General features: G+C 37.5%; 22 protein-coding genes. 12 read left to right on the top strand and 10 right to left on the bottom strand.

Annotation, left to right across the window (positions count from 1 at the left end; genetic code table 11):
* Window positions 1-4 precede the first annotated feature (4 nt).
* Genes QQS39_RS16825 through dnaB form a run of 3 tightly spaced genes read right to left on the bottom strand, consistent with a single transcriptional unit; the run spans window position 5 to window position 3,796 of the window.
* Window positions 5-1,201: an amino acid aminotransferase gene (locus QQS39_RS16825; RefSeq protein WP_151436247.1), complete on the bottom strand. Its 1,197-nt coding sequence runs from the start codon at window positions 1,199-1,201 to the stop codon at window positions 5-7.
* Between the two features lie 53 nt (window positions 1,202-1,254).
* Window positions 1,255-2,346, bottom strand: a complete 1,092-nt coding sequence (alr, locus tag QQS39_RS16820; RefSeq protein ID WP_285805004.1) for an alanine racemase — start codon at window positions 2,344-2,346, stop codon at window positions 1,255-1,257.
* A 40-nt stretch (window positions 2,347-2,386) separates the two neighbouring features.
* Window positions 2,387-3,796: a replicative DNA helicase gene (dnaB, locus tag QQS39_RS16815; RefSeq protein ID WP_023583065.1), complete on the bottom strand. Its 1,410-nt coding sequence runs from the start codon at window positions 3,794-3,796 to the stop codon at window positions 2,387-2,389.
* Between the two features lie 155 nt (window positions 3,797-3,951).
* On the opposite strand from dnaB, the gene QQS39_RS16810 reads away from it, so the two are divergent.
* Window positions 3,952-4,935 (top strand): quinone oxidoreductase, encoded by a 984-nt coding sequence (locus QQS39_RS16810; protein WP_285805003.1) that lies wholly within the window; start codon window positions 3,952-3,954, stop codon window positions 4,933-4,935.
* Between the two features lie 67 nt (window positions 4,936-5,002).
* Here QQS39_RS16810 and dusA read toward each other — a convergent pair whose 3' ends face one another.
* On the bottom strand, window positions 5,003-5,941 hold the full coding sequence (dusA, locus tag QQS39_RS16805) for a tRNA dihydrouridine(20/20a) synthase DusA (protein WP_432711559.1): 939 nt from the start codon (window positions 5,939-5,941) through the stop codon (window positions 5,003-5,005).
* A 238-nt stretch (window positions 5,942-6,179) separates the two neighbouring features.
* Here dusA and QQS39_RS18750 point away from each other — a divergent pair, with 238 nt between their 5' ends.
* The 6 genes from QQS39_RS18750 to potD all read left to right on the top strand — a co-directional run bounded on the left by QQS39_RS18750 (window position 6,180) and on the right by potD (window position 12,129).
* On the top strand, window positions 6,180-6,260 hold the full coding sequence (locus tag QQS39_RS18750; protein WP_432711558.1) for a hypothetical protein: 81 nt from the start codon (window positions 6,180-6,182) through the stop codon (window positions 6,258-6,260).
* 143 nt (window positions 6,261-6,403) lie between these two features.
* Window positions 6,404-7,690 (top strand): S8 family peptidase, encoded by a 1,287-nt coding sequence (locus QQS39_RS16800; RefSeq protein WP_196736508.1) that lies wholly within the window; start codon window positions 6,404-6,406, stop codon window positions 7,688-7,690.
* A 546-nt stretch (window positions 7,691-8,236) separates the two neighbouring features.
* A complete protein-coding gene (gene potA, locus QQS39_RS16795) occupies window positions 8,237-9,352 on the top strand; it encodes a spermidine/putrescine ABC transporter ATP-binding protein PotA (RefSeq protein WP_098941766.1) in 1,116 nt (371 codons plus the stop codon).
* Window positions 9,336-10,196, top strand: a complete 861-nt coding sequence (gene potB, locus QQS39_RS16790) for a spermidine/putrescine ABC transporter permease PotB (RefSeq protein ID WP_151436242.1) — start codon at window positions 9,336-9,338, stop codon at window positions 10,194-10,196. Before potA ends, potB begins: the two co-directional genes overlap by 17 nt.
* Window positions 10,193-10,972 (top strand): spermidine/putrescine ABC transporter permease PotC, encoded by a 780-nt coding sequence (gene potC / locus QQS39_RS16785; RefSeq protein ID WP_036934543.1) that lies wholly within the window; start codon window positions 10,193-10,195, stop codon window positions 10,970-10,972. The genes potB and potC overlap by 4 nt, the downstream gene beginning before the upstream one ends.
* Before the next feature lie 113 nt (window positions 10,973-11,085).
* Window positions 11,086-12,129 (top strand): spermidine/putrescine ABC transporter substrate-binding protein PotD, encoded by a 1,044-nt coding sequence (potD, locus tag QQS39_RS16780; RefSeq protein ID WP_151436241.1) that lies wholly within the window; start codon window positions 11,086-11,088, stop codon window positions 12,127-12,129.
* Window positions 12,130-12,281: 152 nt separating this feature from the next.
* On the opposite strand, the gene QQS39_RS16775 is transcribed toward potD, so the two are convergent.
* From QQS39_RS16775 to QQS39_RS16750, 6 genes are all read right to left on the bottom strand, one after another.
* Window positions 12,282-12,584, bottom strand: a complete 303-nt coding sequence (locus QQS39_RS16775) for a helix-turn-helix domain-containing protein (RefSeq protein WP_151436240.1) — start codon at window positions 12,582-12,584, stop codon at window positions 12,282-12,284.
* A 26-nt stretch (window positions 12,585-12,610) separates the two neighbouring features.
* Window positions 12,611-13,684 (bottom strand): fimbrial protein, encoded by a 1,074-nt coding sequence (locus QQS39_RS16770; RefSeq protein ID WP_285805001.1) that lies wholly within the window; start codon window positions 13,682-13,684, stop codon window positions 12,611-12,613.
* Window positions 13,684-14,202 carry a fimbrial protein gene (locus QQS39_RS16765; RefSeq protein WP_285805000.1) on the bottom strand — a complete coding sequence of 173 codons (519 nt, stop codon included), beginning with the start codon at window positions 14,200-14,202 and terminating at the stop codon, window positions 13,684-13,686. Before QQS39_RS16765 ends, QQS39_RS16770 begins: the two co-directional genes overlap by 1 nt.
* Window positions 14,202-16,721: a fimbria/pilus outer membrane usher protein gene (locus QQS39_RS16760; protein ID WP_285804999.1), complete on the bottom strand. Its 2,520-nt coding sequence runs from the start codon at window positions 16,719-16,721 to the stop codon at window positions 14,202-14,204. Before QQS39_RS16760 ends, QQS39_RS16765 begins: the two co-directional genes overlap by 1 nt.
* A gap of 36 nt (window positions 16,722-16,757) precedes the next feature.
* Window positions 16,758-17,438 carry a fimbrial biogenesis chaperone gene (locus tag QQS39_RS16755; RefSeq protein ID WP_151436236.1) on the bottom strand — a complete coding sequence of 227 codons (681 nt, stop codon included), beginning with the start codon at window positions 17,436-17,438 and terminating at the stop codon, window positions 16,758-16,760.
* A gap of 98 nt (window positions 17,439-17,536) precedes the next feature.
* The gene (locus tag QQS39_RS16750) at window positions 17,537-18,076 is read right to left on the bottom strand and encodes a fimbrial protein (RefSeq protein WP_151436235.1); all 540 of its coding nucleotides are present in this window, start codon (window positions 18,074-18,076) and stop codon (window positions 17,537-17,539) included.
* 853 nt (window positions 18,077-18,929) lie between these two features.
* On the opposite strand from QQS39_RS16750, the gene yddG reads away from it, so the two are divergent.
* The 5 genes from yddG (at window position 18,930) to QQS39_RS16725 (ending at window position 23,809) form a co-directional block, all read left to right on the top strand.
* The gene (gene yddG / locus QQS39_RS16745) at window positions 18,930-19,844 is read left to right on the top strand and encodes an aromatic amino acid DMT transporter YddG (RefSeq protein WP_285804998.1); all 915 of its coding nucleotides are present in this window, start codon (window positions 18,930-18,932) and stop codon (window positions 19,842-19,844) included.
* Between the two features lie 229 nt (window positions 19,845-20,073).
* A complete protein-coding gene (locus QQS39_RS16740; RefSeq protein WP_285804997.1) occupies window positions 20,074-21,348 on the top strand; it encodes a bifunctional O-acetylhomoserine aminocarboxypropyltransferase/cysteine synthase in 1,275 nt (424 codons plus the stop codon).
* Between the two features lie 468 nt (window positions 21,349-21,816).
* The gene (locus tag QQS39_RS16735) at window positions 21,817-22,404 is read left to right on the top strand and encodes a TetR/AcrR family transcriptional regulator (protein WP_151436232.1); all 588 of its coding nucleotides are present in this window, start codon (window positions 21,817-21,819) and stop codon (window positions 22,402-22,404) included.
* Between the two features lie 26 nt (window positions 22,405-22,430).
* A complete protein-coding gene (locus QQS39_RS16730; protein ID WP_285804996.1) occupies window positions 22,431-23,291 on the top strand; it encodes a transcriptional regulator in 861 nt (286 codons plus the stop codon).
* Window positions 23,291-23,809: a FidL-like protein gene (locus QQS39_RS16725; protein WP_006536331.1), complete on the top strand. Its 519-nt coding sequence runs from the start codon at window positions 23,291-23,293 to the stop codon at window positions 23,807-23,809. The genes QQS39_RS16730 and QQS39_RS16725 overlap by 1 nt, the downstream gene beginning before the upstream one ends.
* The last annotated feature ends 236 nt before the right edge of the window (window positions 23,810-24,045 follow it).

Below are 24,045 nucleotides of genomic sequence, written 5' to 3'. Positions count from 1 at the left end.
TGGCTTAAATACTTACAGCCGCAAAAGCTTGTGCAATACGCTGAACATTACCTGTATTAACACCCGCCATACAAACACGGCCAGTACCGACAAGATAAATACCAAATTCGTCACGTAATCTATCAACTTGTGCTTGTGTAAAACCGGTATAGCTGAACATACCGCGTTGAGTTAATAGATGATCAAAATTCTTTTCAGGCAGGGCAATTTTTAAAGCTTCGACTAAAGTAACGCGCATTTCTTTAATGCGATCACGCATATGCGCGACTTCTTTTTGCCATTGTGCCGTTAAAACTTGGTCTGATAGCACTCTATTGACAATTTGCGCACCATAATTTGCAGGGCTTGAATAGATACGACGTACACCCGCTTTTAACTGGCCTAATACATTTTCGCATTCAGTGGCATTATCACAAACAATCGATAGACCACCAGCACGTTCACCGTAGATCCCAAATATTTTTGAAAAAGAGTTACTGATAAGTATCGGTAATCCTGCTTTTGCCATAGTACGAATAGCGTAAGCATCTTCATCTAAATTTTCAGCAAAGCCTTGATAAGCAATATCTAAGAATGGAATTGCTTGGCGAGCTTTTAATACTTCAGTGACTTGATCCCATTGATCTTTAGTCAGATCAGAGCCTGTTGGATTGTGGCAACATGGGTGCATCAATACGATGCTTTTTTCAGGCAGATTTTTAAAGCAATCGAGTAGCGCTTCAAATTTTACGCCTTTGGTTTCAGGATCAAAGTAAGGGTAGTAATTCACCTTGAAACCAGAGCCAGCAAAAATAGAGGCATGGTTATCCCAAGTTGGATCACTTATCCACACTTCTGATCCTGGGAAATAGCGATGCAGAAAATCAGCACCCACTTTTAATGCCCCTGATCCACCTAATGTTTGGATTGTGGCAATTTTCTTTTCTGCAATGAGAGGATTATCTGCACCGAAAAGGAGATCTTGAATTTCGCTGCGATAAGGTGCCAGCCCTTCCATTGGTAAATAAAGTGTTGCGGTAGGAGTCATGGCATTAAGTTGCTGACGTGCAACGGAAACTGTTCCTAAAATAGGGGTCTTGCCTTCTTCGTCATAATAAAGACCAATGCTTAAATTAATTTTATCCTGACGTGGGTCTTTGTTATAAACATCCATCAATGAGAGAATCGGATCTCCCGGAAACGCTTCAACCTGTTGAAACACGGCTTCTTCTCCAATCACTTTTAGTGTGTCATAGGGATACAATATCGTCTGTATTATTGTTCGTCTAGGTATTCCATGATGACGCGCGAGGTTAATTTCGTAATCAACTCATAGGCGCTAATACCACTATATTTGGCAATTTCTTCTACGGGCAATATATCTCCCCATAAAATTGCTTCATCACCAACACTATCAACCAGTTCTGTCCCCAAATCGACGCTTATCATATCCATTGAAACTCGACCAACAATAGGCACTTTTCGACCATTGATCCACACAGGCGTACCTGAAGGTGCGCTACGAGGATAACCATCGCCATAACCAATCGCGATCACACCAAGATAAGTGTCTTTTTCACTTACCCATGTACCACCATAACCAACAGGCTCACCCGCTTTATGTTTACGAACGGCAATCAGGCTTGTTTTCAGTGTCATTGCAGGAGTTAAGCCAAAATCTTTACCCGTTCTTTCATCACCAGTGGGAGAGATACCATAAGTAATAATACCGGGGCGAACCCACTGATAATGGACTTGAGGCCAAAATAAAATACCAGCAGAAGCGGCGATAGATTTATCACCGGCTTTATCTTGAATAAAATCTTGAAATAGTGAGATTTGTTTTTGTGTTACTTCAGGAACATCTGGCTCATCAGCGCGACTAAAATGGCTTACAATATTGACAGGTTGTTGTACATTTTTGCAGGCAGAAAGTCGTAAATAGAAGGCTTGTGCATCTTCAGGCCGCACTCCTAAACGGTGCATCCCCGTATCAATTTTCATCCATACTTTGACCGGTTCATCTAAGTTTGCCTGTTCTAATGCTTCTAATTGCTCTTGGCTATGAACAACCGTTTCAATGTGGTTGACGACTAAAATAGGTAGGTCAGCGACATCAAAAAAGCCCTCTAACAGAAGAATGGGTTTTACAATTCCCCCACTTCGTAAGGTTAATGCTTCACCAATACGCGCAACACCAAAACAATCAGCATTGTCCATTAAGGTATATGCTGTTTCTAATAACCCATGACCATAAGCGTTTGCTTTCACGACAGCTATCAGGTGGCTATGTGGGGCATAGTCTCTCACATGCTGAAAATTGTGACGCAGAGCGCGGCGATCTATCACTGCGGTTGCCGCTTTCATATTATTCCAATACTTCCTTTCATTAAGTCAAGGTTAGTGATTATTCATCATCGTAAGCAGGACCAGCATAGTTATCAAAACGTGACCATTGACCGTTAAAGGTCAGCCTGACTGTACCAATTGGGCCGTTACGTTGTTTACCGATGATGATTTCTGCAACCCCTTTTAAATCACTACTTTCGTGGTAAACCTCATCACGATAAATAAACATGATAAGGTCAGCATCTTGCTCAATAGAGCCTGATTCACGTAAGTCGGAGTTAACAGGGCGTTTATCAGCACGTTGTTCCAAACTACGGTTTAACTGTGATAAAGCAACCACAGGAACTTGTAATTCTTTAGCTAACGCTTTTAAAGAACGAGAAATTTCAGCAATTTCTAATGTTCTATTTTCAGATAATGAAGGTACTCTCATTAGCTGCAAGTAGTCAATCATGATAAGGCTTAAACCGCCATGTTCACGATAAATACGGCGAGCGCGAGAGCGAACTTCTGTTGGTGTTAAACCCGATGAGTCATCGATGTACATATTGCGCTTTTCAAGCAAAATACCCATGGTGCTTGAAATACGCGCCCAATCCTCATCATCAAGCTGCCCTGTACGAATTCTTGTCTGATCGACACGAGATAATGATGCCAACATACGCATCATGATTTGGTTGCCGGGCATCTCTAAACTGAAGATAAGGACGGGTTTTTCTTCCGTCATTGCCGCATTTTCACATAAGTTCATGGCAAATGTGGTTTTACCCATAGAAGGACGTGCAGCAACAATAATTAAATCTGACTTTTGTAATCCTGCGGTTTTTTTATCTAGATCTTGATAACCACTGGAAACCCCTGTGACACCATCATGAGGTTTTTGATAGAGCTGTTCTATCTTTTCAACCGTCTCTTCTAAAATAGCGTCTATTGCTTTAGGGCCTTCATCTTTATTGGCTCTTGTTTCAGCAATTTGGAACACTCTTGATTCAGCAAAGTCGAGTAGATCTTCACTGGTGCGTCCTTGAGGATCAAAACCTGCATCTGCAATTTCGTTGGCAACTTTTATCATATCGCGAACAACCGCACGCTCTCGGACGATATCCGCATAAGCGTTGATGTTCGCCGCACTTGGCGTATTTTTTGAAAGTTCGGCTAAATAAGCAAAACCTCCTACACTGTCTAACTCCGCATTTTGTTCTAATGCTTCGGATAGCGTAATAAGATCGATAGGCTTGCCTAATTCCAACAAACGTTGCATTTGCGAGAAAATAGTACGATGAGGTCGGCTATAAAAATCTTCAGCGGTGACGCGTTCAGAAACATTATCCCAACGTTCATTATCTATCATCAGACCGCCTAACACGGACTGCTCTGCTTCCAGCGAATGGGGAGGTAGCTTTAATCCCTCCATTTGTCGGTCTTTAATATCAGACATCAGCTTGTCAGTGGTCTTGTTTCTGGCCATAAATCCTGCATAAAATCGAAAAAGTGTCAGTCAGCGTATTAGTATACGCTAACCCAATTATCTGTGCCTTGTAGAAATAGCTATCCTTTGTCATTATCTCTGAAGGTCTTTTTGCGCTCGTTTATTTAATCTCTCATCCTACAAAGGAGATAGTAATGGCTAATCGTATTCAATTTGCAACTCATGGCGATGTAGATGTTCTTGAGTTTGCAACATTTACACCCGCTCCTCTTGGCGATCATGAAGTTCAAGTTGCCAATAAGGCAATTGGTATTAACTATATTGATACTTATGTACGTAGCGGGTTATATCCTGTAAGCCAATTCCCAAGTGGATTAGGCACTGAAGCTGCGGGCATTATTATCAAAACAGGCGCTAAAGTGACTTCACTAAAAGAAGGGGACAGAGTTGTTTATGCACAATCTCCATTAGGGGCTTATAGCGATACGCATAATGTACCAGAAAATAAAGTGGCACGTCTGCCTGATAATATCTCTTTTGAACAAGCTGCCGCCTCTTTCTTAAAAGGATTAACAGTTTATTATCTCTTCAATGAAACCTATAAATTACAAGCGGGTGAAACCTTCTTATTCCATGCGGCTGCTGGTGGCGTTGGTTTAATTGCAAGCCAATGGGCGAAAGCCATTGGTGCGAAAATGATTGGTACAGCAGGCAGCGATGAAAAAGTTGCCAAAGCAAAAACCGCAGGTGCATGGGAAGTGATTAATTACCAGACTGAGTCGATTGTGGAACGTGTGTTGGCGCTAACTAATAATCAAAAAGTGCCTGTTGTTTACGATTCTGTTGGTAAAGCAACGTGGTTAGATTCGTTAGACTGCTTGCAACGCCGTGGCTTAATGGTGAGTTTTGGCAATGCATCAGGTGCCGTAACGGGTGTTGATTTAGGTATTCTCAATAAAAAAGGTTCTCTGTATGTGACGCGCCCATCTATTTCGGGTTATATCACAACGCGTGAAGAGCTAGATGCCGCAAGTGAAGCGCTATTTACGTTAATTGGTAGCGGTAAAATTGATGTAAGTGTGCCAGATAATCAGAAATTTGCTTTAGCAGATGCGAAAGAGGCACATCGTTACCTTGAAAGTAGACAATCTCAAGGATCAAGCTTACTTATTCCTTAATTGTTATTTTTAAAATCTAAAACCTATTTAAAATAAATTAAATAGGTTTTGAGTATTTATTACTTAATTATTTTTCAGTCACAAATTTAAGTGCATTTTCTAAAACAGATAAATCAGCGCCCTGTTTATGGGCGTTTTCGCTTAAATGACGTCGCCATTGTCGAGCACCAGGGATACCTTGGAAAATCCCCAACATATGACGCGTAACATGACCTAAATAAGTACCCTGAGAGAGTTCTTTTTCGATATAAGGATACATTGCTTTTACTGCACTGACTGCATCAGCAATGGGTAGCTGATTGTCAAAAAGTTCATGATCAACATGCGTTAAAATTGACGGATTTTGATAAGCCTCACGACCCACCATCACACCATCCATATATTTTAAGTGCTCTTTAGCTTCTTCTAGCGATTTAATCCCCCCATTAATTGCCATCGTGAGATGTGGAAAATCACGTTTTAATTGATAAACACGAGGATAATCTAAAGGAGGCACTTCACGGTTTTCTTTCGGGCTTAAGCCTGATAACCATGCTTTACGGGCATGAATAATAAAGGTATCACAGTTATTATCACGGCTGACGGTATCAATAAAATCACATAGAAATTCGTAGCTATCCAGCTCGTCAATACCAATACGCGTTTTTACCGTAACAGGAATATCAACGACATCACGCATGGCTTTTACACAATCGGCAACGAGTTGTGCATCTCCCATTAAACAAGCACCAAAGCGCCCATTTTGTACGCGATCTGAAGGGCATCCCACATTTAAATTAATTTCATCATAGCCACGCTCTTGTGCCAATTTTGCACATTGCGCTAAAGCTTGGGGATCACTTCCACCTAACTGCAAAGAGACGGGATGTTCTTCTTCACTGTATTTTAGATAGTCACCTTTACCATGAATGATGGCACCTGTTGTGACCATTTCAGTATAAAGCAGGGTATTTTTACTGAGCTGACGAAAGAAATAACGACAATGGCGATCAGTCCAATCGAGCATCGGCGCAACAGAGAAACGGTTCAAATTATATATATTTGAATGGCTAATAACATGATGATTTTCTGTTGGTTTATTGAGTTCTGTATTTTCTGACATGCTGTAATTCTTTCGTCTATTTAGGCGTTGCTACCCTTGTTTTTTTTATGAGGGTAGAAAATGAGGGCGCATTATAGCATAGAGAATGACTAACGCATGGTGGATCTGATGTTAGAATTATTTTAAATATCATCCTGAACCGATAAAAACAGAGGTTGTTATCACTGATGATATCGTTATATGCGATTGTTGTGGAAAACTACGCCAAACATCATTCAAATAATATTAAGTCTATTTTTTAGAATATAGGCTTGATATTTGTTTTTATAAAATAGCCTATTTGTATTATCTCTATTAAAAATGGAAATAGTCACTGCTCAAGATTTCGCGCTATAAAGCGAAAAAATAAAAAGAGGAGCATTGAATATGAACATTAAAAGAAAGATCCTTATAAAATTAAATAATCTTAATTATGATAATAAAAAATTGTCATTTTCTACTTCCCATGAAATGCACCATTCCTTTTTAACTAATATACCTTTAGTTCCGGTAATATCATCTGTTCATCCATTACCGCCCAGAAGTTATATTGATTCTATTTCAATAAACTTTAATGATCTAAATAAATATTATTATCTTAATTTACCAGAGAATAAACATTATTCTTTAGAAGAAGTAATTAAAATATTAGAACAACACCCTGATATTGAATATGTACAAACAGTGCCGATACAGCCTATTGAACCTCCTAACATTACGCCTGATTTTACTCAATATCAGCAATACTTAAATACGCCAGAAAAAATGGTGAATATTAATAAAATTAAAGGGCTAGGGATCTGTGAAGCATGGAAGCAAGAAGCATACGGGCAAGGAATACAAGTTGCTGATATTGAATGGGATTTCAATCTTTCTCATCATGATTTATCAACAGATAATATTACGTCATTATTACCATTTAATGAAAAAACCAGTCAGGCAGATCATGGTACAGCAGTTGCAGGGTTAATTATGGGAAAAAATGATGGTAAAGGGATCACTGGACTCGCTTATAAATTAGATATGTTTTATGCCATCTCTGAATTAACTTGTGGGCGTATTGACGCGATTATTGCGAGTAAACGCATATTACATGCTGGTGATATTGTTTTATATGAAATGCAGACAATTTGTGAACATCAAGCTTATGTACCTGCGGATTATGAAATGCACATTTGGGAAGCAACTCGTGCATTAACAGATGCTGGGATCATTGTGATTATGGCAGCAGGTAATGGAGGGGTAGATCTAGATTTACCTGCTTATGAAAGTTATCGACAGCGCCATGATAATAACTCAATACGTGTTGGTGCTGGTTCGCCTTATACATTAAATCGATTACCTTTCTCAACGCATGGTTCACCTATTCATGTACAAGCATGGGGAGAGGATGTTGCAACCGCAGGTTATGGTGACCTGTTTCGAAGTGATGATAACCATACTTATACTGCTAATTTTAGTGGAACATCGTCAGCCAGTGCTTTAGTTGCGGGAGCTGCTGCTGTGATCCAATCTTGGTATAAAGACCGTACAAACAGTGTGTTAACGCCGATACAAATGCGTGACTTATTAATTAGAACAGGCACATTCCCACTGTTAAATGACAAAATTGGCCCTTTACCGAATGTGAATAACGCAATTTTATATTTAAAAAAATTAATAAAACGTCATTAAACACAATAGTATTAATTCCTTTAACACCTTCTAAAGGCTAGGAGGTGTTATCCAAATTTCATCTATATGAAATATAAAGTTTTTATCATCATCATAAGATAAAAGTATAAAAAGAAGCGTAATTTAGCTCACTTTTTTTGTATAAACAACGACCATAAAATAGCGTTGCAAATAAACGAGCTAATAAGTTTTTATAGGAAAATAAGGCGATTAGACAACTTCTAAGAGAAAATTTATTTAATTATAAACTTAATCGATTTTTACGATTTATATAAATTAATAGCATTTTGATTTTATTGTGTTTTTAGCTTAAACCCTAAAGGGCATGGTTTATGATGAAAAACTTAAATATGAATAGTTTTTCATTGTTTATGCACCTTTTTGCTTTCAATTTCACGCCACTGCGTTTATCATTTTCCGCTTGTACTATACATACGGCGTCGCTGGTTTTGGGCTTCTGTGGAGCATAATGCTCCGGCAGCTCACACAGTCTTTTCCAGTGGCGGTTCTATCTGCATTATTCTTCGGGATAGAGTATTACCTTAAATGACTGAGAAAACATCTCTGACACCAGTTGTCGAATTAAAATCCTTAAGTAAAGGTTTCGACGGAAAACAAATTATTTCCCGCCTCGATCTCACTATCAACCATGGCGAGTTTTTAACCATCCTCGGTCCTTCGGGCTGTGGTAAGACGACGGTTTTGCGTTTAATCGCGGGTTTAGAAGACGTTGACGATGGGCAAATTATCCTTGATGGGCAAGATATTACGGATATCCCAGCGGAACAACGTTTTGTAAATACGGTTTTTCAAAGTTACGCGCTTTTCCCACATATGACTGTTTTTGAAAACGTCGCATTTGGTCTTCGCATGCAAAAAACGCCTGCTGATGAGATTAATATTCGCGTTGAAGAAGCCTTGCGTATGGTGCAACTTGAAGATTTCGCACAACGGCGTCCTGCACACCTTTCTGGTGGACAACAACAACGTGTCGCGATTGCGCGTGCTGTTGTGAATAAACCAAAGGTCTTATTGCTTGATGAATCATTATCTGCACTGGATTACAAACTACGTAAACAGATGCAAAATGAATTAAAAGCCTTACAACGTAAATTAGGGATCACCTTTATTTTCGTGACTCATGACCAAGAAGAGGCGCTGACCATGTCAGACCGGATCGTGGTGATGCGTGAAGGGCGTATTGAGCAAGATGGTACTCCGCGTGAAATTTATGAGGAGCCAACAAATCTATTTGTTGCGCAATTTATAGGTGAAATTAATATCTTTGATGCGCGGGTGCTCCATCGTATTGATGAAACGCGTATTCGTGCCGATGTTGAAGGTCATGAATGTGATATTTATACCACATTACCTGTGACACAAAACCAGCAACTCAAAGTATTACTTCGACCAGAAGATCTCCGTGTTGAAGAAATTCACGATCTTGAAAACCTTCCTGGGCTAATTGGTTATGTTCGTGAACGTAACTATAAAGGCATGACGCTAGATTCTGTTGTTGAAATGGAAAATGGCAAGGTGGTCATGGTCAGCGAATTCTTTAATGAAGATGATCCGGATGTTGATCACTCGTTAGACCAAAAAATTGCAGTAACTTGGGTTGAAAGCTGGGAGGTCGTGCTGGCAGATGAAGAAAACACGTAAACTATTTCAAAACATCGTTATTACTGGTGTTGTGGGTTGGTTGATGGTGTTCGTCTTCTTGCCGAATATCATGATCATTGCGACCAGTTTTTTAACGCGTGATGATGCCAACCTTGTCGAGATGGTCTTTACACTCGATAACTACTATCGCTTATTTGATCCTATGTATGCAGAAGTGTTACTGCATTCTATTCATATGGCGGTGGTTGCAACATTAGCTTGTTTATTATTAGGTTATCCCTTTGCTTATTTCCTTGCAAAAATGCCTAAGAAAATACAGCCATTAATGTTGTTTTTATTGATTGTACCTTTTTGGACAAACTCGCTTATTCGTATTTATGGATTAAAAATATTCCTAAGTACGAAAGGTTATTTTAACGAATTCCTGTTGTGGATTGGACTTATAGATAAGCCACTCAGAATTATTTATACCCCAGAAGCTGTAGTGCTGGGACTGGTTTATATTTTATTACCTTTCATGGTATTACCGTTATATTCCAGCATTGAAAAGTTAGATAAACCTTGTTTAGAGGCAGCGCGCGATTTAGGTGCTAATAAATTTCAAACCTTTATTCGTATTATTATTCCATTAACAATGCCGGGCATTATTGCGGGTTGTTTACTCGTGATGTTACCTGCGATGGGCTTATTCTTTGTTGCTGATCTAATGGGTGGCGCGAAAAACTTATTAATTGGTAACGTAATTAAGAGCCAATTCTTAAATATTCGTGACTGGCCTTTTGGTGCAGCCACCAGTATTTGTTTAACATTGGTGATGGGACTCATGCTGTTTGTGTATTACCGAGCCGTGAAGCTACTGCATAAGAAGGTAGAAATAGAATGATAGGACGGTTATTGCGTGGTGGATTTATGTCCATTATTTACGCGTATCTTTATATCCCGATCATCATTCTGATAGTTAACTCTTTTAACTCATCGCGTTTCGGGATTAATTGGAAAGGTTTTACCACAGATTGGTACGCTATTTTATTTAATAATGACAGCCTGCTTCAAGCGGCTGGGCATTCATTAACAATGGCGGTTACTTCTGCGACATTTGCGACATTAATTGGCTCCTTAGCGGCAGTTGCGCTTTATCGCTACCGCTTTCGTGGCAAAAAATTTGTGGGTGGAATGCTGTTTGTTGTGATGATGTCGCCGGATATTGTGATGGCGATTTCGTTACTTGTCCTGTTTATGATCCTCGGTGTTTCATTAGGATTTTGGTCGCTGCTATTTTCACATATTACATTTTGTCTGCCTTTTGTTGTGGTGACTGTGTATTCACGATTAAGTGGATTTGATGTAAAAATGTTGGAAGCTGCTAAAGATTTAGGAGCTGGCGAATTTACTATTTTACGTAAAATCATTATGCCTCTGGCAATGCCAGCAGTAGCTTCAGGTTGGTTATTAAGCTTTACGTTATCCATGGATGACGTTGTTGTTTCCTCTTTTGTGACGGGACCAAGTTATGAAATTTTACCACTGAAAATTTACTCAATGGTAAAAGTAGGGGTTTCGCCAGAAGTGAATGCGCTTGCAACTATCCTTTTAGGTCTATCTTTAGTATTAGTATTAATTAGCCAGTTGATCTTAAGAGACAGGACTGGCAAAGCGTAAACATGCATTAGTGCGAGTTTCTCGCACTTTTTTGGGGTCTTGAAGACCAATCTGTTGGAGGTAGGCTCGCTGCCTATTTGATATTAACGCATCAACCACTGAAGGAAACATAAATGAAAAAGTGGTCCTCAGTACTTGCTGCCAGCGTAATGGCATTAAGTATCGGCACAGCCTCGGCTGATGATGGTAAGACATTATATTTCTACAACTGGACGGAGTATGTGCCGCCTGGTCTGCTTGAACAGTTTACGAAAGAAACTGGGATTAAGGTGATCTATTCCACCTATGAATCCAATGAAAGCATGTATACCAAGTTAAAGACCTACAAAGATGGTGCTTATGACTTGGTGGTTCCTTCTACTTATTTTATTTCTAAAATGAGCCATGAAGGCATGCTACAAAAAATCGATAAATCAAAATTAACCAATTTTGGTAATCTCGATCCTAGCTTATTACATAAATCATTCGACCCAGAAAACGATTATTCTATCCCTTATATTTGGGGAGCGACGGCTATTGGTATTAATAGCGATGAAGTTGATGTGAGTAGCATTACTTCATGGGCAGATTTATGGAAACCTGAATATAAAGATAGCTTGTTATTAACCGATGATGCCCGTGAAGTTTTCCAAATGGCATTATTGAAATTAGGCTATTCGGGCAATACAACCGATCCTAAAGAGATTGAAGAAGCCTATAAAGAGCTACAAAAGCTGATGCCAAACGTATTAGCATTCAATTCAGATAACCCTGCTAACCCTTATATGCAAGGGGAAGTTAATTTAGGGATGATTTGGAATGGCTCTGCATTTATTGCTCGTGATGCTGGCGCACCTATTGAAATGGTGTGGCCAAAAGAGGGAGGCATTTTCTGGATGGATAGCTTAGCTATTCCTGCTAATGCCAAGAATGTTGAAGGCGCTCATAAACTTATCGACTTCTTATTACGCCCAGAGGTCGCAGCAAAAGTGGCTGAAAATATTGGTTACCCAACACCGAACCTTGCAGCGCAAAAACTACTGCCAAATGTTATCACTAAAGATAATTCTCTTTACCCAACAGAAGAGATTATTAATAAAGGTGAATGGCAAAATGATGTGGGTGATGCAACAGTATTGTACGAAAGCTATTACCAAAAATTAAAAGCAGGACGCTAATCGCATCTGCTTATTGCCAAAAAGCCACCTTGATAAAGGTGGCTTTTTTTCTGTCGAAAAGAGTATGCGGTTTCCATTAAGTGAACAATAAAAATAAATGAGAGAGATTGTGTAAGCCAAAAGATAATTAAAGAAAATAAGAGTGGCTTGTATTATTTTTTTATACAACATTCAGCAATAAGTCGGCTATTTTTTTCTTGAGTTTTACGTTGTTGTTCAATATTAATTAAATAATTGCTCTGTAGAAAATAACTAATATGAACATCAAATTTTTCAGAAATCAGATAAATAAACTCAATACTTATCCTATTTGTTCCTCGTTCATAGCGAGAAAGTTGCTGTTGGCTTATGCCTAACTCTTGAGCAAAAAGGGTTCCTGAGTATTTTAATTTCTTTCGTAAATGACGTATTCGTTGCCCTATACGAAAATTAATAGTTTTGCTGTTATCAATCATTTAATCAGCCTTAAAAATTCAAATCATTATTGATAAGAAAAAGTCAGACTGGCTAACCCGTTTGCTTTACCAGGTTTTAGTGTTCCAGTCGTGATATAACGAGTTGACAGGTTTAATGTGTAGTTTTCGTTATTAGATGTTGTTATATGAAGTAAACGTTGATTCGGTTGCCCGGTAGCACTGATATCAGGTCCATAAACAACAGGGGTTGGATCATCATTAAAAAGAAATTGGATCCCAATACCTGAAGCGTCAGAGTCTGATGTCAATGTGAGTACATCTGTATTATTAGAATAGGTAGATTGATCGGTCATGCTGGCATATAGGTGAACGTTGGTATCACAAGTGACAGAAAGGGGCTTACTTTGTGTTTTTGACGTTGAACCAATGGTTGCCATATCTCGCATTGAGATATCGCCTAATTCATAGGTAAGATTTTTCGTACTGACCGTACAACCTCTGGCTTTAATGGTGATTGTTACTGGGTTAATCGCAACGAGAGAGGTGTTATTACCTTTATGCCCACCACCATATTCAGACCAAGTATTTGCGATAACGGTATAAGGAATATTATAAATACCCGTTTCTAAGTGTTCATCTGTGACAACAAACACGACTTTGCCTTTTAACGAAACGCGGTCAACATTATGGTTAACAGTAGAGCCTGCTGCTGGATAAATAATGGTTGCACCAGAACCATTATCAACGTCAATTGGCACATAAGAAACACTGTCATTGTTATCTTTTAGACCAAAAGCATAGCCAATGCCTTTGACGCCAGGCAGTGAATAAACTGGATAACGATTTCCCCCTTCGTAATAGTAAATACCACTAATTTTGGAGCCTAACGCATTGGCATACAGTGTTTCTACCCAACATTTTTGTAAGAACTTATTTTCACATTTAAAGCCATTATGGACGGAAGTTTCACCTATCCATGTTGAGGTAATGGGCGTGCCCGCGGGTGTACCATCTGCAGCGCCATCAAAATTCATTGGAGGTGGTGATACGACAAGAGGATCTGCCACTGCCCATGCCATTTCTGTAGGAAGACAAATAAGGGAAACCAGTAATGTAAGGGGGAATAAAGTACGTTTCATTATTGGTACTCCAATAAAAATGTGGTGGTTGCATTGGCTTGCCCTGCACTGACTGGCACCTGTGTGGCGACATAGCGAGCGTAAAATTGCAGGGTATTATCTTGATTAGGTAACAGGGGATAAGATTGGCTTTTATCATTAATAGGAATTGATGTTCCTGATTTATCCATAATTGAAATGGCGACACCTTTTGCGCCATCATTATTAATCGCCAATAAAGCATTATCAGTCAGGTCATTTGTCCCCTTAAAACTGACTTTTACTGCACTGGCTTCAGGCTGACAATCCACTAATTTGATACTAAAAGGAATAATCGGTGTTCGTTGTTGACTCATCGCTGTTGATGTGAAGTCTTTTGTCGCAATGTCGCCAAGTTTCACGGTAATATTTTCTGAGTTTGTCTCAACGGTACAGGTGTTGCCTGTCACTCGTGCATGCACTTGCACTAAGGTGTCATAGGCATACCCTTTAGTGATAAAAAGGAGTGGTAGAGCCAAAATAAGCGTGAATTTATGCATTATTGGCACTCCTGTGTCATTTTTACAAAAGGTTCATCATGTTCATTTTCAGGTAATGTATAATTAACTTGGCAATGTTCAGATGTGTTATTTCCCCAGCGAATATCTAATACGCCAGACTTTGGTACACCTGAAAGGTAAAGTAAGCCATCGTCACCAATAATGCCGGAGAGGTGATTTTGCTTGTCAGATGCAATGGCACCAAAAGGCAGCGGACGCCCTTGTCGTTGCAGTGTTAGCAGTAGACGATATCCAGTTTTAGCCTCAAAATTGACTTTGATAACAGCGCCTTGAGTTGGAATAACTTGCTGAATATTCTGTTCAATTTCGACATTATCAGGAAGTGCTGTGGTATCAAGCGCAACTTTATTTTGGCGATAAGCGGTTGCATAAGGAATAACGGCAAACCCACGCCAGTCGGTATAAATCCCAGTTGCATTATCGATGGGAACGTCTGCGGTTTTGCGAGCATCAACAAGAATAGCATTGGAGCTTAAAGGCTGACTTAACGTTAAACCTTCGCTGTGAAGTAACATTCCCCCTGCAACGCTATAATTTAGTTGTTGAGTCTCTTTATGATAGTTATACCCCACGTTAAGGTTGCCATAGCGACTTTGATAACCTAATGCCGCGTTACCCGTATAACTTCCGCCTTGATTGCTATAGCCTTGCTGAACACTGTAATTAAGCGTGTTATCTTCAAATAAGGTACCTGCTACACCCGCATTATGTGCTGAATAACCATTATCATTATGACTATAGTTATAAGTGAGATAAGCACTATTTACGGATTGATAGCTTGAAGGCATTAATAATTGCAATGGAATTGAAATACCCAAAGAGAGCGTTTGATCGCGCTGACCGCTATTCATCATGCGGTTGTATCCATAAATAATATTGTAAGAAAGACCTTTTACATTGCCGTTATAGCCAGCTTGAAACAGCACATTTTTTTCATTGGTTTCCCAATAATTTTGCCAATTTGTTGTCATAAAAACAGAACCATAATCTCCAAGTTGTTGTGATAAATTCACTTGAAGACTGCCTTTTTTTCTATTGTTTAAATTAAAATAGCGTAATGGCTCTTCTTTATTATTTTCATAGAGATAGCCTGACATTCGAGTATTCAATGTTTCATCTAGCGTATAAAAACCCGAAGTGGAGTAGCGATATCCTAATAATTGGAAATTTGTTCCAAATTGGTTTAATGATTTTGCATAGAGAAAGCGTAGGGAGTAGCCTTCGGAAGTCGAATTATCGGGTAATTTGCTATGGGCAAAGGTGATATCCGTTGAGAATGCACCTAACGTTCCCATATTCTGACCTGCACCTAATGCATAAGATTGATAATCAGAGGTAATTAATGCACCACCGTAAGCGGTACTGTCATAAGGTAGACCATAAATAAGATGACCTTGGATAAAGTGTGGTTTTTTATCTTGTCTATCTTGGCGAACTTCACCCGCTTGAATAACAAACTTTTTTTGACCTTCTCGTTGTAAAATAGGCACAGCAGAATAAGGCACAATATAGTCGTGCTTACTTCCATCGTTCTCTTCAACCGAGACATATAAATCACCACTATTTGAAGTGGGATAGAGATCGCGAATTTCAAATGCACCCGGAGAGACAAAAGTCTGATAAATAACATAGCCATTTTGTCGAATAACAACTTTGGCATTGCTGCTTGCAATACCTCTTACAACAGGTGCAAATCCACGTTGGCTATCTGGCAACATGGTGTCATCGCTTTCTAAAGAAATACCGCGGAAATTAACGCTGTCGAATAAGGTTGATGAAGTATAACTATCGCCAACTTTTAACTGACTTCTTAATGACACAATATTTCTTTGAAGATAGGTATTGATATGATCCCACTGATGCTTTCCATTTGATGAATTCCATGTGGAATAATCTCTCAATCGCCAAGCGCCAATATTGATCCCACTACGTAGATTAAGGTAATAGCTATTATTATGAGAATTTCCCCAGTTATTGGCACCACTAAAACTGTAATTCAATAAGCCTGCGGTAATTCCGTTATCCCATTTTTCAGGTGGAATATAACCTCGTGCTTGAAGGTTTAATGCGGCTTGAGGAACTTGGATCTTTAATGCTTGTTTTTCAATATCATAATTAACGCTGGTATCAGGAATAGAATCTGAAATATCAATACATTCTTTTTCTGATTTCAAATCGAAGTCAGTGATTAACTTAACGTTAATCCCGAGTGACGCTAAAAAAGCTTTATTTAAACAAGGGATCACATTTTTATTATCGCTAATAAAATGAATGCTTTCATTTCGTAGATATTCATTATTAAAAATAATATCAAGATGATAATCACCAGGTTTAATACTGTTTCCTGCTTCAAAATAGCTTAGATCAGTGACTGCTTCAGGTGAGTCAGATAAAAATGCAGGATTAAATCGGTTTGCACTATATGAAGGAAATGGCAATATTAATGAAATCGTAATGATGCCAGAAAAAAGAAAACAAACTGTATTTTTATTAACCATGATTTTTAACCAACAAGCTAAAAGCAGATGTAATTATTAATGAGTAATTTCTTTTTTTAATACTGGGGTTTGTGCGCCGTAATCATTAATTGTTTGGAATGAAATTGTATTTTCATTTCTATTTATTTTTCCCAATGTTAATTGAGATAAAGGATTGATCATGATGCTTGATGGAAGCTGACTACCAGCCACAGCTAGATTTACCATCGTAATATAATAAGGCGTTGGATTAGTGGCAATAAGCTCACCATTTTGATATGAAAACTTAATTTCATTAGCAAATTTTTCACTATAAGCCGGTAAAATACTTGGTCGATAAAACAATTTAATTCGGCTTTGTATCGCAATTTGCATGGTATTTTCTTTCTCAAGCCCTTCTTGTAATGAAGGTATTACTTTTACATTCATCCAAAATAAACTTTCTTTATCTTTTGGTAATGCTTTACCGACATACATAATTCTTAATGCATTTTCTTTATTGGCATCAATAATATATAAAGGCGGTGTAACGATAAAGTCAGCAGTTTTATTTCCTTCGATATCTGAAACCCAAGATTGAATTAAAAAACTATTTTCTTTATCTGAATTCGTTACCACAAGATTCGTTTGTTTAATATTGGAATTATAAACAATACGTGTTGCACCTAATGAAACACCATTAGAATAAGAAAATAATGGAAATAAAAATGCAATAAGGAAAATAAGTGTCTTTTTCATAATAATAATTATCAAGTAATAAAGATATCGCAATAATATTTTGATAGGAAAATATGCCGTCCTTGGCAATAAGACATCAATCAAAAGTCATAAAGCAATTAAGAGTAAGTCACCATAAAGTTTGTGGTGACGTTTGCGCTACCTGCCTTAACCGCATCTTCAGTTGAAATAAGGGAGGCGTTGTAATTTAATTTGTTTTCACCATCAATCAGTTTTTGAGTTGTAGAAGCTTGGTTTGGCGCAACAATTGCACTTGTAGAATCTGTGATTTTTAAGGCAACATTTTCTGCCGCATCAGCACCTTGTAATGCAAACGCATTTGCATCACCACTTGAAGCTGTACCGTTGAAGGTAATTGCAGCATTAGTTGATACTGTAGTATCACAGTTATTTAATTTGATACTAAAAGGAATACGGCCTGTCTCATCACCTTTTGCTGCGAATTCAGCAACACGGAATTGACCTAAGCGAACGGTTTGGTTTGATGAACTACTATCAACACCACAAGCCGCATTAACAACAGAACCTTCGAAGTTAACAGAACCGCCATTTACAGTGGTGGTAGTCGCTGCTAATGCAGGTGCAGCCATGACTGCCATTGTTGAAGTAATAATTGCAGATAATAATAACTTTTTCATTCATTGTTCCTATATTTTCAATATATATCTTTATTTTTAGCTTAATAAACTAAGCTATATTTAACTCTGCTTATCATTTATATATAAATGAAGAAACAGTGATTAAAATATGTTTGAGGGGCGTAAATAGAATTATTAATACACTTATTAAAATAAGAGTAGATAGATCAAGTTTTAATTAAATAGAAATAAAATAAATATTTCACTTAAGTCAAATTTACGAAAATTATAGATGTGCCAGAAAAATTATAGAAATCGTTTAAAACGATCATTTTTTAGGGGTTTGATAGTTAAAAACTACTGATAATCTGTTAACTATAGGTGAGAATCAATGTTAAGAAATAGGAAGATACATAAGTTTGGATAATGTATGTCAAATTTGAATTTATCCAATTGATATTTATTGTGTTTTTTCTAGTCCGATAAAGAACTTCTAAAATAGATATGGTGTTTATACGTATAACATTATGTTTCATAATATATATTTTATGATAAAAATGTTTACATGGTGAAACAAAAATTTACACGTATTATGGGGAAAAAAACGATATAGAATGTCTTTTTACAGAAATAAAATATTTAAAGTTGTTTTTTTATAAAAAAAATAGAAATAATATTAATTCATTTTTTTTTGAAATTAGATGTCATAATTTTACAATTTAGAATTATTCTTCCTTTTTTTACAACCAATGGGAGTGGATCAATATATTTTATTTTCAATATAAATTGTAACAAAATGTTTCGTTGTTCCTGTTTCCTTTTTATTTTTTGTATGACAGTAATTAAAGCAATTACATTGATTCTGTTTTAATATCGGCTCTAATGACAGGATCTTGAACCCGAAGGCAAAAAAATGATATCTAGCTCATCAAAAGGGACATTATATGGCATTGTTGCCATTCTACTTTGGAGCACTATTGTTGGTTTAATTCGTAATATTAGTGAGTATTTTGGTGCCGTAGGTGGTGCCGCACTGATTTATACCGCAGGTACACTCTTTCTTATTTTAATTTTAGGCGTACCTAAGTTATCACGCTTTCCTAAACGCTATCTTTTTTGGGGAGGGCTATTATTTGTTACTTATGAAATCTGTTTATCTTTGGCTTTGGGATTTGCAACAGACAGAACACAAGCCATAGAACTGGGAATGGTGAATTATTTATGGCCTAGTTTCACGCTGGCGCTTGCCGTCATACTTAATAAGCAGCGATTCTCTATTTTACTGATTGCCGGATTATTATGTGCATTTAGTGGATTGGTCTGGGTTGTTAGTGGCGATAACCCGCTGACAATTGACGGTTTATGGAAGAATATTCAAAGCAACCCATTAAGCTATATATTGGCGTTTTCAGGTGCCATTTTATGGGCGTTTTATAGTAATTTAACTCGCCTTATGTCTGGCGGGAATAACGGCATTGTGCCTTTCTTTTTATTAACGTCACTTGCATTGTGGGGACAATATCTTTTTTCAACACCCGTAGAGTGGATCGTTAATACAAAAAGTATCACGCTATTATTAATAACGGGGGCTGCTATAGGGCTTGCAAATGCGGCTTGGACCATTGGCATGATCAGAGGTAATGTGACCTTATTAGCTACACTTTCTTATTTTACTCCCGTTATTTCTACTGCATTTTCATCAATATTATTGTCTACCGCGCTTTCTTTCTCATTTTGGCAGGGTGTAATGATGGTGACGGGTGGCTCTTTAATTTGCTGGTTAGCGACTCGTCAAAAAAAGATAAAAGTACTTAAAACGATAAAATAGTGGGAAAAGCAAGACTCTTAACTCAAATATGACAGTGAAAAGCGGCGTTTTGAATTATTAACGGTATGGTACTTTAGTCGTATTAATCTAAGTTGAAATTTTTTCACTATACGACAGAGGCGATATACGCTTATTTATATGGCTTATATACTAAGAATGCTTACTTTGATTTAAGTTATTTAAAATATAAGTAATACGATAAGAACAAATGCAACAAAAAGGGATTGCTATGAAACTTGAGACACTTTCTGTTCACGCCGGTTATTCACCTGATCCAACTACAAAAGCAGTAGCTGTACCTATTTACCAAACCACATCTTATGCATTTGATGATACGCAACATGGTGCCGATCTCTTTGACTTAAAAGTACCCGGCAATATCTATACCCGCATAATGAACCCAACCAATGACGTATTAGAAAAAAGGGTTGCGGCATTAGAAGGGGGAATAGCCTCTGTTGCCGTCGCATCGGGTATGGCTGCTATTACTTATGCAATTCAAACTATTGCGCAAGTAGGTGATAATATCGTTTCCGTCGCTAAGCTTTATGGCGGTACTTATAACTTAATGGCACACACGTTTCCGCGTATTGGTATTGAAGCACGTTTTGCTCCCCATGATGATATTGCGGCTCTTGAAGCGTTAATTGATGACAAAACAAAAGCGGTATTTTGTGAAACTATCACCAACCCAAGCGGAAATATTGTCGATATTCAAGCATTAGCTGATGTTGCTCATCGCCATGGTGTGCCTTTGATTGTTGATAATACGGTTGCAACACCTTATTTATGTCGTCCTTTTGAACATGGCGCAGATATTATTATCCACTCTTTAACTAAATATATTGGTGGTCACGGTAATTCGATTGGCGGCATTGTTGTGGATTCTGGTAAGTTCCCTTGGGCCGAGCATAAAGATCGTTTTGAAATATTAAATACACCTGATGTTTCTTATCATGGAGTAAATTATGTTGAGCACTTTGGTGTGGCTGCTTATATAGCAAGATGTCGTGTTGCACCGTTGCGTGGAACTGGTGCTGCATTATCACCATTTAATGCTTTTTTAATTCTACAAGGGCTAGAAACGCTGGCGTTGCGTATGGATCGCCACACTGAAAATGCACAGAAAGTAGCAGAATATCTGCAAAATCATCCTCAAGTTGCATGGGTTAAATATGCGGGATTAAGCAATCATCCTGAGCATGCTTTAGCGGTACGTTATATGTCAGGTAAACCTGCGGGTATTCTCTCTTTTGGTATTAAAGGGGGCGCTGAAGCGGGTGCAAAATTTATCGATGCATTGCAACTTATTGTTCGCCTCGTGAATATTGGTGATGCAAAATCATTAGCATGTCATCCCGCATCAACCACACATCGCCAATTAAATGATGAAGAGTTAGAGCGTGCAGGCGTTTCACGCGATTTAATTCGTTTATCTATTGGTATTGAACATATCGATGACATTCTTGCCGATTTAGAGCAAGCATTAAAAGCCAGCCTTTAATTACTTTTATTGGTTAATAAGCCACCTTCTTTAATATAAAGACGGTGGCTTTATCTATTTCATTTTTTGATAATAAGTGAAATTTAGTACTTAATACATAAAGACGATGTGTTTTTTTATTTAAATAAAATTAATAAATATAATTTATATAATTATATTAATGTCACAAAAATAGAGAGTATAAATTCAGCAGTAAATAGAAAAATAACTATTTTGATAAAAAACAAATTACGATTTTTAATCAATCAGGCTTTTTTGATTATTATCAAATGTTATTTTTTTGACTTAAGTGATTGCAATATTTAAATCAATATTTGTTTATTTATTTTATTTTTTTAAAAATAATTTAATTGAAGAAATAAAGGAATGTGAAGTCAACGGCATTATTTACATATAATAAGTACGAGTCCAAAAGGGATTGATTTTGATCAATAAGGAACATACCGACTGGTCGGTATCATCCTATGCATGAATACAACTGCGCATCACAGAAAAAAAGACCCTATCCGAGTTCAAGAACAATTATTGGAAGCGGCAAGTGTTATTGTGGCTAATGAAGGGATAGCGTCTCTATCTTTAAATGCCGTGGCAAAAGAAGCGGGTGTGAGTAAAGGTGGATTACTTCATCATTTCCCGGGAAAACTAGAATTAGTGCATGCGGTTTTTAAACGTTTATTAGGTATTATGGATAGCCGTATTGCGGTAATTATGGAGAATGATCCTATCGAAGCCGGTCGTTTTTCTCGCGCCTATTTAACCTATATTTCTAATTTGAAGCAGTCAGATGAAAGTCGCCAATTAGCGATACTTTCTTTAGCCATGCCAAATGAACCTATTATGCGTAAATGTTGGCGTGATTGGATGTTAGAGCATTTAGCCAAAGGCGATAAACTCGATAATAGTTATTTAGGTACGTTAATTCGTTATGCTGCAGATGGTCTTTGGTTATCGGAATTAACCGAAGGCCCTACGATTTCACAAGAAGAGCGTAGCGCATTAGTTGAAAGATTATCTGAGATGACATTTGACTATATGGCAAACACAGCAAATCAGTAATTTTAATCAGGATGAATGAGGGCACAATGAAATACAAAATAAATGCCTTAATTTATTACGACGCAACGGATGGCGCGATATCGTTAGAAAAAGAGAGTGTTGATACACATCTTTCTATTACCGCAAATGCGTTACTCTTTTATTTTATTCAGCATCCCGGCGTTGTTAATCGTGATGAAGTATTAAAACGTGTTTGGGATGATAATGGATTAGTTTCATCAAACAGTAATTTAAACCAATATTTGAGTTTATTACGAAAAACATTTCGCCATTATGGCATTGAAAATATCATTGTTACCATTGCGAAAGGGCGGTTAGAGTTTAATCCCGATATCTCAGTTGAACTGATTGATGATTCAACGTTATTACCTTCAACTCAACCAGATGAAGAAGCGCCTATTTTAGTTAAAGATGAAAATCAAATAGCGGTTGAAACAACAACACCTTTATCTTTAATACAAACGCAAACATCTTTAGAGCCTACACAAGAAGAAGCACCACAAAAAACACAGAAACCCGAAATTTGTTGGTATTTAGCCAGCATCGGTTTTTTATTAGGTGCGGTATTTCTTGCGGTGATCATCTTTTTTAATCAATATCAATCAAAGCCAATTTCACTGACACCATTAACACATAATGATTGTGAGTTACTTTCTAATGAAGCCATGATTAATTCAGTAGTCAGTGATAATTATGTTCGCAATTTTGATGCGGTAAGAAAGAAACTTAATTTACAGTGCGTGAAAGGTGAGCGATTTGTTTTCTTTTATGGTGATAAATTACAAACAAATGGATTGGGACGTGTATTTTTAGCGCACTGTGCTAAGAACGAAGATAACCCATTTAGTTATTGTGACAATTACTTTTACTATTCTTGGAAATACTAATGAAAATCTCAGGGAAACTTTTATGTTTTTTATCGGCCCTGATTTTTATCTTGGTCGCCACTTATGCTGCAACACGATTATTAACCATTAAAAATGAAGGTGTCATGGTTTGTTCAACCAAAGGCATTATGCGTTTTGAAAATATGGAAGATGAAAATGTAAATGGTAATATTCATTTTTCATTTGGTGCTAATGGTAAAGGGTCGATTGTTGTTGAAGGTTATACCACTTCAAAAGCAGGATGGTTATATTTACAACGCTATGTAAAATTTGATTATACAACCAAGCGTGTTTCACCGACAGAACGTCACTATTTTGTTAGCCAATGGGATGCGAGCGCATCATCAATTGATGAATCTCCTGATGTAATTTTTGACTATTTTATGCGTGAAATGTCAGACAGTCATGATGGGTTATTTATTAATGCACAGAAGCTAAATGAGAAAACATTGCTATTAAGTTCGCTTAATTCACCACTCTATATTTGTACCTTAAAGCCGGGGAGTAAATTCGATTAATTGCCCTGATTGTCTGATCTTATTTTTGCAAGGTGACCTCGATATAGTCACCTTTTTATTTCTCTAAAACTCAATATATCCCATCTAATTAATCGTCCTTTTCTTCTCATCTATTCCTGATATTCGCTCTTTAGCCTATTGCGCTATTGGAACGGATTGTTTGCATGACTTTATATAGCAAAGAGTACTTACCGTTATGTTATATAGACAGTTTTATATACACCGCTTTTTATACA

This window comes from Proteus appendicitidis, from assembly GCF_030271835.1.
GTDB classification, from domain to species: domain Bacteria; phylum Pseudomonadota; class Gammaproteobacteria; order Enterobacterales; family Enterobacteriaceae; genus Proteus; species Proteus appendicitidis.
This window is presented reverse-complemented; position numbering and strand designations above follow the sequence as displayed.